Source organism: Sphingobacterium psychroaquaticum (assembly GCF_004421025.1).
GTDB lineage: Bacteria > Bacteroidota > Bacteroidia > Sphingobacteriales > Sphingobacteriaceae > Sphingobacterium > Sphingobacterium psychroaquaticum.
The window spans coordinates 1,170,949-1,182,754 of sequence record NZ_CP038029.1 but is presented as its reverse complement, the minus strand read 5'-3'; the positions used below and the strand labels follow the sequence as shown (position 1 = coordinate 1,182,754).

Annotated in this window: 13 protein-coding genes and 1 tRNA gene; 12 read left to right on the top strand and 2 right to left on the bottom strand. The window is 38.3% G+C overall.

The features are described 5' to 3' along the window. Positions 1–7: 7 nt before the first annotated feature. Together E2P86_RS04965 and E2P86_RS04960 are read left to right on the top strand one after the other, a co-directional pair. A complete protein-coding gene (locus E2P86_RS04965; RefSeq protein ID WP_085473792.1) occupies positions 8–1,315 on the top strand; it encodes a DUF5000 domain-containing lipoprotein in 1,308 nt (435 codons plus the stop codon). Positions 1,316–1,321: 6 nt separating this feature from the next. Then, positions 1,322–2,047 (top strand): DUF4998 domain-containing protein, encoded by a 726-nt coding sequence (locus E2P86_RS04960; RefSeq protein WP_085473791.1) that lies wholly within the window; start codon positions 1,322–1,324, stop codon positions 2,045–2,047. A 127-nt stretch (positions 2,048–2,174) separates the two neighbouring features. Here the strand turns inward: E2P86_RS04960 and E2P86_RS04955 are convergent, their stop codons facing one another. Then, complete coding sequence (locus E2P86_RS04955) at positions 2,175–2,564, bottom strand: hypothetical protein (protein ID WP_085473790.1); 390 nt, start codon at positions 2,562–2,564, stop codon at positions 2,175–2,177. Between the two features lie 382 nt (positions 2,565–2,946). Between E2P86_RS04955 and E2P86_RS04950 the strand changes: the two genes are divergently transcribed. From E2P86_RS04950 to E2P86_RS04905, 10 genes are all read left to right on the top strand, one after another. After that, positions 2,947–3,020: transfer RNA gene (locus tag E2P86_RS04950), tRNA-Pro, on the top strand. A 365-nt stretch (positions 3,021–3,385) separates the two neighbouring features. Next, a complete protein-coding gene (locus E2P86_RS04945; RefSeq protein WP_085473789.1) occupies positions 3,386–3,598 on the top strand; it encodes a hypothetical protein in 213 nt (70 codons plus the stop codon). Continuing rightward, the gene (locus tag E2P86_RS04940; RefSeq protein WP_085473788.1) at positions 3,598–4,074 is read left to right on the top strand and encodes an RNA polymerase sigma factor; all 477 of its coding nucleotides are present in this window, start codon (positions 3,598–3,600) and stop codon (positions 4,072–4,074) included. Before E2P86_RS04945 ends, E2P86_RS04940 begins: the two co-directional genes overlap by 1 nt. Position 4,075: 1 nt before the next feature. Then, complete coding sequence (locus tag E2P86_RS04935; RefSeq protein WP_085473787.1) at positions 4,076–4,678, top strand: hypothetical protein; 603 nt, start codon at positions 4,076–4,078, stop codon at positions 4,676–4,678. Positions 4,679–4,710: 32 nt separating this feature from the next. Further along, on the top strand, positions 4,711–5,541 hold the full coding sequence (locus E2P86_RS04930; protein WP_085473786.1) for a helix-turn-helix domain-containing protein: 831 nt from the start codon (positions 4,711–4,713) through the stop codon (positions 5,539–5,541). Positions 5,542–5,611: 70 nt separating this feature from the next. Continuing rightward, positions 5,612–6,229: a DUF417 family protein gene (locus E2P86_RS04925; RefSeq protein WP_085473785.1), complete on the top strand. Its 618-nt coding sequence runs from the start codon at positions 5,612–5,614 to the stop codon at positions 6,227–6,229. A gap of 216 nt (positions 6,230–6,445) precedes the next feature. Next, the gene (locus tag E2P86_RS04920) at positions 6,446–7,351 is read left to right on the top strand and encodes a metallophosphoesterase (protein WP_085473784.1); all 906 of its coding nucleotides are present in this window, start codon (positions 6,446–6,448) and stop codon (positions 7,349–7,351) included. 234 nt (positions 7,352–7,585) lie between these two features. After that, on the top strand, positions 7,586–9,055 hold the full coding sequence (locus E2P86_RS04915; RefSeq protein WP_085473783.1) for a TlpA family protein disulfide reductase: 1,470 nt from the start codon (positions 7,586–7,588) through the stop codon (positions 9,053–9,055). 23 nt (positions 9,056–9,078) lie between these two features. Beyond that, entirely contained in the window at positions 9,079–9,543 is a 465-nt protein-coding gene (locus tag E2P86_RS04910; protein ID WP_085473782.1) for an OsmC family protein, read from the top strand. 376 nt (positions 9,544–9,919) lie between these two features. Continuing rightward, positions 9,920–10,417 (top strand): group III truncated hemoglobin, encoded by a 498-nt coding sequence (locus E2P86_RS04905; protein WP_234991263.1) that lies wholly within the window; start codon positions 9,920–9,922, stop codon positions 10,415–10,417. Here the strand turns inward: E2P86_RS04905 and E2P86_RS04900 are convergent. After that, positions 10,409–11,791 (bottom strand): M20/M25/M40 family metallo-hydrolase, encoded by a 1,383-nt coding sequence (locus tag E2P86_RS04900; protein WP_134431219.1) that lies wholly within the window; start codon positions 11,789–11,791, stop codon positions 10,409–10,411. The genes E2P86_RS04905 and E2P86_RS04900 overlap by 9 nt on opposite strands. Positions 11,792–11,806 lie beyond the last annotated feature (15 nt).

Here is an 11,806-nt window from a genome sequence, read left to right as displayed (position 1 = left end):
ACGTAACATGAAAAAGATAAAAACGATTTTAAAGAAAGCGACATTATGGAATATCGCTATCGCACTCCTATATACATCAGCTTGTACAGAAGATACCGGTATTACAGCAGGTCGAGTAGGTGAAAAACCAGATCAGTTAAAAGAATTAAAATACGAAGAGGCTCCCGGGGGCGCTGTGATCTCCTATAGCTTACCAACCTCTCCGGATCTACGGTATGTCAAAGCGATGTACACCTTAGAGAATGGGAAGGAGATGATCAGCAAAGCCAGTATATACGATAATCGTGTCGTAATTCAGGGCTACGCAAATATTGGAGAACATAATATTAAGCTCGTCGCGGTAGCGGTGGGTGATGTGGAATCTGACCCCGTGATGATCAAGATAAAAACAGGCCAGCCTAGCTACCTAAAGCTGGCGGAATCTTTCCTGTCCGATGATTTCTTTTACAGCACATTTGGCGGTGTAAACATCCAGTATAACAATGAAAATGCGGCAAACATTATTCTCCGCGTCTTTAAATATGTTTTGGACCCTAAAACGAATACATACAGCTGGACAACCTTAAACGAAACCTATACCAAATCTAAACAAGGTACCATTCGGGTTCGTGGAGAAATGCCAGTTCCCACTAAATACGGTATTGTCATTCGTGACCAATGGGGGAATATTTCCGACACCGTACAGCGAACACTAACGCCACAGGAGGAGTATGAAATCAAGAATCTATTGATATATGGCGGCATTACAGCCTATACCGATATGAATAGAAATGGAGATTACATCACCAACTACAACCCGCAAAGTAATACAGCCGAGATGCAAGTATCGCTTTTCGACGGTGCCGAAGCGAGCCCTTATTATGCAACAGCCCGCCAATGGTTTGGCCGCGGTGCCCCAGTTCCATTTCAATTTACGTTGGATGCCCGTAAAAAAGCACAAATAAGCCGCGTTAAGCTATGGGGTCGAAATGACAACTTTGGTTTGCTATTTCAGGCAACCCACCCTAAAGAATTCGAGTTATATGGTAGTAATTCACCCGCAGCCGACGGTTCATGGGATTCTTGGACGCACTTGGGCACCTTTGAGGGGGTTCGCCCCTCGGGCTTAGCTTTTGGTACAAATGCAAATGCTGAAGATCAAGATTATGCACGGAAAGGCGAAGACTTTGAAGTAGATTGGCAATCTCCAGAAGCCTTCAAATATTTTAGAATACGTATCAATTGCACGTGGAACGGTGTTCGAGAACAACCTTTAGGTAATGCATTAACCGTGGCGTTTTCAGAATTAAAGCTTTTTGGTAAATATATAGACTAGTATATCATGAAAAAACTAAAGAATCATATTTTTATAGCGCTAGGAATTATCTTGTTAGGATACAGCTGTAAACCAGCGGATCACTATTACGGCGAATACCTAAGCAATGGCGAAATTTATTACCCAGGACGTATCGACTCTTTGTCGATAATCCCTGGGAATCAGCGTGCGTTACTTCGGTTCCGAGCAACAACCGACCCGAAAGTCAATACTGTTAAAATTTATTTGAGAAGTAGTCTTTCGCCGAAAGCAGAAATTATCTCTGCCCCTATTGAAAGTGGAGAGCATGGCAACATAAAAATTGTAAACTTAGATAACTTGTCCGAAGCGACATATACAGCAAATGTATTCTCTTTTACGGCTGCTGGTGACAGCTCTAGACTGGTTACAGCAAGTCAATTTGTTTATGGCCAGAGCTACATTCGGACACTCGTAAACAGATCCTTTACGCGGTTTGATAAGTCTAACCCTACAAATCCATTTTTGGTATTTGTGCGCGAGAATAACCTCCCGCGAGAAGGCAATTTTTTCCCGATGCAAATGACAGAAGTAACCTACTTGAGAAACACAGGCGATTCCGCTACCGTACGTATTACTCCTTATCAAGATTTTGCACAATTGACAAACATTAAGTCGCCTAGTACCGTAAAATATCGTACGGTCTATAAACCGATCCCTACGTCAATTGACTTCTTCTACACACCATATTCCCAACAGGCATATACCAAATAGTGTAGTGCTATCATCATTAAAAGAGGCGTTCCAATATGGAACGCCTCTTTTCTTTTAATAAGCAATAATAAAATTCTGTATCAAAATAGCGTTTAAAACGCTTCTGATTGAAGCCCGATCGCAAAATTTACTTTTGACCATCCAGGATCGGTTCTCTTTTCAATTTTGCCCCGATCAGATACCCCACATAGGTTCCTAAAATCGACGCAATAATATCTTTATAATCAAAGTAGTTGTGCTTAAAGACGGTACCTTGAATAAGTTCGTAGCCGACAAGACCAATTGCAGAATAGATCGCATACTTCCTGAGCGACATATTTTGATATTGCGTAAAGTAGAAGAATACGATAATGAGTCCTGCAAAGAAGTTCGGAGAAGAATCTGCTATACCAAAATCATTGATGTGGTTTGCATAGATATACGTTCTGTAAAAGGATTTAAATAGTATCGCAATGATGGAAAGTATAATCATCATCATCCAGGTGTACTTCGTTTCCGACAGGGATTTAAATTTCATTTCAGGTATTTTTATAGCGCACAAATAAAGGAATTACGATGCATATTTCAAAGTCACTTTTGTGTTTTACGATGTGGTTTTGGTAGTAAAAAGGGAATTATTCTCGTGTAGTTCTTTGACTTTATATGCAAATGGTTGGGTTTAACCTTTTCATTCTGACAGAAGACTATAACGTATCATTCCTAACCGGAGCTCTCCGACAACTGAAACCTAAACGGGAATTATTTTGTAAAATTGCTCCTTTCGAAGGTCTAAAGAATCTAAATAAATAAAATATCAACAACATTATCAGGGATTTACTATTTTATTTATTTACTACTCTTGCAAAGTCGAATTAATGCACTTATATTTGCACCACACAAAAACAAAGGTGATACCTTTTCGGGGTGTAGCGTAGCCCGGTATCGCGCCACATTTGGGATGTGGAGGTCGTAGGTTCGAATCCTGCCACCCCGACAAAAAAGCTCTAACGAAAGTTAGGGCTTTTTTCGTTTACGGGGTTTGGCAGTCGATGAGAACCGAGGTTCGATCCAAAGGAGGCTCAGGTCCTAGCGCGGGGCATGGGCGGCTGAGCCAATCCTGCCATAGGATGTTTACCCGAGAGAATGTCTGCTCCAAACAATCATCCTTAAAACATCATACCTAAACATGGAGAATATCACCACAACCATTAAACAGGTTTATAACTATTCTTATCATGTTCTCTCTCAGGGAAATTTTTCACTCACTCATAAAAACCTTAGATCTTAACAACTTTTTTTTCTACTGCTGTAATTTTCTGCACTCTTTGCTTACTAACTGTATAAATTAACATATTCAACATGAGCAAGACAGAAAAAAAACAAATCAAAAGCAGTATCTTGATGGTCGTAGGAATGCTTTGTCTATTAATTGGTCTAAATAACGTACCTAATCTTCTTAAGTATTCGGCATTAGTTTTATCACTGACATCATTTCTTTACTTAATTTTTTGTTTTATTAAAGATGCAAAAGATCAGATTACGGCAGTTAAAGGAAAAATATCAACTAAGTAATGACAGAAAAATCTTATCTCCAAAAAATTGAAGAGCATAAAGGTATTATCCTAAAAGTGGTAAACCTTTATGCTGATGATTTGGAAGACAGAAAAGATTTATATCAAGAAATTATCCTGCAAAGCTGGCATGCCTATCCGCGATTTGAAGGAAGTTCCAAATTTTCTACCTGGCTATACAGGATAAGTTTAAATGTCGCTCTTACTTTCTTGAACAAACGGAAGAAAGTTGAAAAAATAAAAGAAGGCTCTACTACGGACATTTTTGTTGAACCTCATGAATTATCAGAAAGAGCTGATTTCCTGTATCGGGCGATTAAGCAGCTAGCAGAAATTGATCGGAGTATAATCATGCTTCATCTCGACGGTTTTAACAACACAGAGATTAGTGAGATAATTGGTATTTCTAAAGGAAATACCAATGTAAAACTGCATCGTATTAAGCAACAATTAGCAACTATTCTAAATCAAAAATAAAATGGACATACTAAAAGAATGGCAAAATTTGTCTGCAGAAATGCAGACGACAAAACAAAGCGAAGAAGTATCAGTATTTACGCTTGATGTCCGTTCGAAAGATATTTTACAAGATTTACTCTACAAATTGAAATGGAAATTAAGATGGATAAGGATTATTGATCTTCCTCTTCTCGCTGTTGCCTTATTTTCTGAAACAGATTTGAAAATACTACTTCTTGCGGTGTTTGTACTCTATGAATTATCCTATTGGATGGGCAAAAAAGAATTTAATAAAATAAAAACTACCGTTGATTACACTTCCGATACAAAAAACGTATTAGAAAATAACTTGTGTGCAATTTCTAAAATCCTTTATTTAGAGAAGATATGGGGCTATTTAATTGCTCCTTTAGCAGGACCAATTGGTTTTCTGTGCTACAAACTATATGTACATAAAAGTTTTGAAACGGTGTTTGCACTTCCGAATATCTATTTACATCTGGCACTTTTAATTCCATTAGGTATTTTCATAATTGTTTTGGGGAACATAATGAACAGAAGTCTTTTTAAAGAGCAGATAGCAAATTTGAATGAAAAAATCAAAGAACTATCTAATCACTAAATTTGGTACTATAAAATAAGCCAAAAAATCCTTTGGACACGATCATCAAAATATCAGATTTCAAGAACACAGCGATTCTTCCAAGACTCCATGAGCCCTATTATTTTATTGTCCTTATCGATGGAAACGCTACTTTCTCATTAGACTTCAACACCTATACAATTCAAGGAAAAAACATACTCTTCCTTTCCCCTTACCAGCTCTTAAACTGGGAATCTACCAACATAAAAAAAATGAACTTTCTGCAATTCCATGGAGATTTTTATTGCATTGAGTATCATAAAGCCGAAGTCGCCTGCAACGGTATATTATTTAACAATATATACGAAAAACCATACATCACTATAGATGCTATTTTTCATACGGAGATTTCCACACTTTTCAATAAGATAAGAGAGATAGAAAACACAGTGACCAACTATGACCAGTCTATCCTACGGTCATACCTTCAGCTCATACTAGCCTTGTGTAGCAAAGAAAAACAGATTGAAAACAAACACCTTGAAACACCTGGTCCCAAGTCCAATGGCTTAAATTTCAAAACTCTGTTAGACACGGATTACTCCGCGTCAAAATCCGTATCCCATTACGCTGATCAATATGGTTTATCCGTAAATGCCTTTAGTAAAAAGGTAAAAAAACAATACGGAAAAACACCTTCCAAACTTATTCAGGAGCGGTTAATACTTGAGGCAAAAAAGCTGCTACATTTAACGTATAAAAGCGTAAAAGAGGTTTCCGTCACACTTGGTTTTGAGGATGAGTTCTATTTCAGTCGTTTCTTTAAAAAAGAAGTTGGCGTTTCTCCTAAAACATTTCGTGACAAAGTCGGTATATCCATCGTCGCTAATAAGTCTATGTAATATCCACATTTATCCATGTTTACAGTAGTGCTATGATCGTACTTTTGAATAACTTAAAAGGACGTTAAAAATGGAAAAATTTCTTACATTGTTCATTACATTTCAGAATAGCTACATCAACATCATGCGCATTGCTATATTCGTAGTTATGGCATGGATCGGCGGATTAAAGGCTTTCACCTACGAAGCAGACGGAATTGTTCCCTTTGTTATTAATAGTCCATTTATGAGTTTCTTCTATCAGAATACGGGGAACACGGTGATAAATGAACAAGGAAAGGAAGTCGCGGAATACACCCTCTACAAAAATCCAGAGGGGAAGACCGTTCAAAAAAATATAGAGTGGCACACACAAAACAATACATATGTTTTCTCCTACGCCTTAGGCCTCGTTATCATAACGATTGGAATCCTCGTTCTCTTAGGCATTTGGTTTCCAAAAATCGGTTTCTGGGGCGGTCTTTTAACGACAGGAATGTCCTTGATTACACTCTCCTTTCTACTCACAACTCCCGAAGTTTATGTCCCTAATTTAGGTGGAGATTTCCCAACACCAACCTATGGTTTCCCTTATTTGTCGGGAGCGGGAAGATTAGTGCTGAAAGATATTATTATGTTGGCCGGAGGGCTCATCATTGCCTCCGAAGCGGCGAAGAGGATGGTGCAAGATAAGCGAAATCTATTTTAGAATTAGGGCATAGGAATACACAACACCTATGAAATCGGTCTGAAATCAGTAATAAATAACTCGTTAAACAAGTAATACCTTACTATGCCTAAGGAAAATAAACCGCCCTAATGCAAAATAGGTAAAAGACTAGCGTTAAACAAATCGATAATTTCCAGTCAATTATGTATTTTTATTCATTGTGACAATTTCAAACCATTTAACCCTAAATCAAGGATGATAAACAACAATCGTATCAAGCAAGTTATCTGTGGACTCTTACTGACGCTGGGTTGTATAACCGCATCAGCGCAACCAAACAGTAAATTATGCTTGCGTGTTGGATTGATTGCCGATCCGCAGTATGCGAACAAAGATGATCATGGTCTTCGTTTGTATCGAAACTCGCTAGAAAAAGCGAATGAAGCAGTAGCAACCCTGAATAAACAAAATGTTAATTTAACCATGGTGGTAGGCGACCTTGTTGACCAAGGAACAAAAGACCTCAAGCCTATACTTACGAACTTAGCAAAACTAGATTCAGCTTCTTATAACCTATTAGGTAATCACGACTTTGTAGAGGTGACCGACAAAAGAAATTTATACCAGGCATTTAATATGCCCGCCCCCTACTATACCGTGGATAAAAATAATTGGAAATTCATTTTACTAAACACGAATGAGCTGTCAAACTATGCCGCGGAGGAAGGCTCTTCAGAATTTACAGCTTGGGAAAACCTACGTGATAGTCTTAAATCAGCCGGTAGAAAAAATGCAGCGCCTTGGAATGGCGGTATTGGTGCAGTACAAATACAATGGTTAAAAAACCAACTAAACGAAGCCCAGCAGACAGGACAGAAGGTAATAATATTTACACACCATCCCCTATTGCCAGAAAACGGATTGGAGACACTAAACAACAGAGAAATCCTAAGTATCATACAACAATACCCAAATGTGAAAGCCGTGATTTCGGGTCATCACCATGAAGGTAACTTCGCAGTCTTTGAAGGTGTTCCCCTGATTACACTAGAAGGAATGGTCGAAACAAAAGAAAATGCTTTCGGTGTTATGGATATCTATGAAGATTATATTGAAATTAAAGGATACGGTCGTCTGAAGAATAGAGAGCTAAAATTCTGATAACTCACTTCGTATATTCCGAGGTTATGATACAGCAAAATAATGGATGGATTAATTTTGATTGCCACATGGTACCCGCTATTATCTTTGCATAAATTCCGACTGATAAATTGAAAAAACTCATATTATCACGTTAAACTACTCTTTTAGTGAATATAATTTAATATCTTAACTGAGTTATCATTAGAAAATACTAAAAAATCCTCAGACGCTACTAAATTAACCTAATATTATATGTGGAGAATAATAGTTTCATTCTTTTGTATCTCTTTCATATCAAATGCTTCTTATTCGCAAGAAGCCAGTTATGATAAAAGTGGTTACGCATCCTTGATTATAAAGTTCTCAGGAGACTACCCAAAAGAGAAGCCCATTACGCAAATCAACCTGTCAAATTTTTTCGTATCAGAAAAACCAATTGATTTCCATCACCTCAATGATTCCACGCTCTTCGTATCATTTTACACTTACGGACCTACCCTATATTATTTCTTCTATAATAGACAATATTGTAAAGGCTTGTTACTGCCGGACAAACTAGACGTATTAAATATTAATTACGTGGATTCGTCAGAATATTCCACGCACTATACAGGATCATTTAAAGACCTCTTTAATCATTCAATAGAAAATGGAGAAATGATTCGAGAGGCGTTGTTTTCAGGAAACTATTTTTCCAGGAAAAAACCAGTTACCTACCTCAGCGCAAATGATTATAGAGATTCAATTTTGAAAGAAAATGAGCGAATGTTATCAAATGTCTCCAATAAAAATCATTCTGAGTTTATGCAGAATTATTTTAGATATGAGATGGAAGGGGTAAGTAAATTGTTTTTTCTGTACAATGATTACAATAGTAGGGCTTATAAGGAACAGAAAAAAGACTCTTTAACTATTAAAACCCCTCTTCAAAGAGACCTTTCTTTTTACGAGAATATTAATATAACAAATTATGGAGATTTAGATAAATATATCGCACCGCAATCTAACCTCTTAAAAGCCGTACGTCAAGATTCCTTATTAAGGTTACCCAATATTTTAAACAGTACCCCAGTAGAATACAAAGCTCAGTTAGAAAAAATATTTGGTCTCGAGATGAAGGGCAAAAAGAACATGTTTTATGAAATCATGATAGCAGGTGCTTACATGGATAATATAAATATTGAAGTACCACTATCTGAACAGCAAAAATTGGATATTCTTAGTTTTTTTAGCAATTCTAATATTTCTAACTACATTTTGTATTACAACGAACTTATTTCAACTAATAAAAGTAAATCGGCGAAGTATTATTTACCTTTTAAAAAGGAACAAGATATTGTTTTCGATAACATTATCAACCAATACAAAGGAAAGGTTATTGTAATGGATTTTTGGGCTACTTGGTGTGGTCCCTGTTTAGCCGCATTTTCTGAAATAAAAAAAATAAAAGAAAAATTTGAAAATGAAGATGTAGTTTTTGTCTATTTAACAAACGAAAGCTCTGATAAAGGTTCCTGGAATAAACAAATAAATTACCTAGGTGGAGAACATTATTATTTGTATTATAATCAAAGTAAAATCATCAATAAACGATTCGCCATTGAGTTCCTTCCTAGTTACTTAATCTTCAACAAAAAAGGCGAACTAGCCCAGCAATCCTTGGGAGCTTACATGGGAAATGAAACACTCAGCAAGTGGATTAATGAGGCCTTACATCCTTAATATTGATTATCAACAAGACAAAAATGCAACATAATTATATAGCGACAATCCAGTGGACGGGTAACAAAGGCACAGGAACAGACGACTATCGAAAATACGAAAGAAGCTACGAAGTACGAGTCGATGGCAAGCCTACTATTTCAGGTTCATCCGACCCTGCTTTTCGAGGGGACAAAAGCAAGTACAATCCTGAAGACCTTTTAGTTGCCTCCTTATCATCCTGCCATATGCTATGGTATCTACACCTTTGTGCCGAAGCGGGTATCATTGTCGTCGATTATATGGACAATGCAACAGGAATAATGGCAGAAACAGCAAACGGAGGTGGACAGTTCACAGAAGTAACCTTAAATCCTATTGTAACGGTTAAAGAGACTAACATGATCGATAAGGCAAACGAGCTACATAAAAAAGCGAATGAACTATGCTTCATCGCCAACTCGGTCAATTTCCCCGTGCGCCATCACCCTACGGCAAAAATACCCTAGAAGACCAGGTAAGGAGCTTCACCAATTGCTTGGGAATAATAACTAAAGTTTTTTCTAAAAGAGCCTCTGCCTAGCGCTGCAGAAAAAAAGGCAGGGCAATCTAAAGTATTTGCTTATATCAGCGAAGACGAACAGAAGACAATGCAAGGCGTTGGCTTGACACAATACACAAATTTCCGATTTTGAATACCCTTTTTCCAATTTTGATATTGACAAACCCTACAAACATCCTATATTTGAATATTATTTTTAATCAATCTAAATAAAAATATTATCTCTTCTCAATACGTTGTCGCAGGGTTCGCCCTGCGGCAATTATTAAAGCCCTCTTCAGAATCTCTTTTTGCTAACTCAACTACCTCATAAAAGGTACCACATGATACATGTCAGCCATTATTACCTCGATATGTCAAAAATCAGCAGTACTATCCTTAACTTTACCAAAGTAGGCAAAAATAATGTAAGTACATTTGGGACGAATAGCATGAAAAAAGATATTCAACAATTAGACGATATTAAACTTCTGGTAGATACATTTTACGATACAATACAGAAAGACGAACTATTGGGGCCTATATTCAATGGCGTCATTCAAGATCGATGGTCGGAACATCTCGCCAAAATGTATACCTTTTGGCAGACGATTCTACTGGATGAATACACCTATCAAGGCCGTCCTTTTCCGCCTCATGCACAGCTCCCCATTCAACAAGAACATTTTGATCACTGGTTGGAACTATTCTATGCCACCGTAGACAATCTGTTTGCTGGCCCTATCGCTGAAGAAGCAAAATCAAGAGGACGTAAGATGGCCACCCTATTTATGGTAAAGCTGGATAATATCCGACAATCCCCGTTCCGTCCGCTATTGTAATAGATCTAGTTGCTGGTCAACCAAATAAAGCAGTGAAGCAATAGCTGCGACACCGGATTGAAGCTCACGTTTGTCCACCGCCTCAAAAACATCTTTTGCTGTATGGTGTAAATCAAAGTAGCGATGTGGATCTGGTCTAAAATTAAACATAATCGTATTCGGAAAATGACGGCCCCACACGCCTGAATCAACACCCGGACTTCCCTGCAGAAAGCGCGATACCCAAAACTTTTCCTCAAATAACGGCTTCCATTCTTTCTGAATCCATTGCACTTGCTCGGCAGACGCCTTAATATCAAAACCACGTGGTGCAAAACCACCCGCATCGCTTTCTATCGCTGCAACAATACGTTCATTTTTCGCCTTCGCCATCTCTCCGTATTTCATCGAACCATTAACCCCGTTTTCCTCATTCATGTAAAAAACAAGACGGATGGTGTGCTTCGGTTTATAACCTAGTTTCATCAACGTGCGAATGGCGTCCAATGTACCCATCGTCCCCGTTCCATTATCATGTGCTCCCTCACCGACATCCCATGAGTCGATATGCCCACCGATCGTGATAATCTCGTCGGGCTTCTCTGTACCACGCCATTCAGCAATTACATTATGGCTATTTGCCACCCCGTTCCATTGTGAGGTATTGCGTATAAAAACCTTCGACTTAGGATTCTCTTTTAAAATTTCTGATAAACGTATAGCACCTACAGCCGATATCGCTAGTGCAGGTATACTATCAATTCCTTCTACATAACGCGTTCCACCGGTATGCGGATAATCATCGATTCGAGAAGAGGATAACGAACGAAACAGGTATGCAACTCCACCTAATTTAGCTACTTCCGCCGGCCCTCGGCTGCGCTGTGAACTATTTAAGCCATAGGCCGCTCCAGTTTCTACGATAGACTCATCCCAAGGCTTGTTTACAAATACAATCTTACCCCGAACCGCATCACCATGCTTCTTCAAATCGCTCAACAGCTCGACCTCCAACACCTCAGCGGAGAGACCCGAATTACCCGTGCCTACCGATCCACCAAGTGCCAAAACTTGTAACGGTTCCCTACGCGGTAATACATACGCTTCCTCCTTCATCCCGCGATCCCAATATGGTACCTGTACGTCTTGTAGATATACCGTATTAAAGGCCATTTCCTCCATCAACTTTTTCGACCAAAGCACCGCTTCCTCCGCTCTTTTAGATCCAGCGATCCGATGCCCTATTTCTTTTGTTAAATAACGTAAGTTGTCATAGGCCTGTCCGTCATAAAACGACGTTTTATAGATACGGTCTAACATACTGGTATCTTGCTGAGCGACAGCTGCTGATCCAATAAGCGCCGTGAAAACGAAGGAGGAAAGAATGGTTTTCATTTAGATGATATGTTT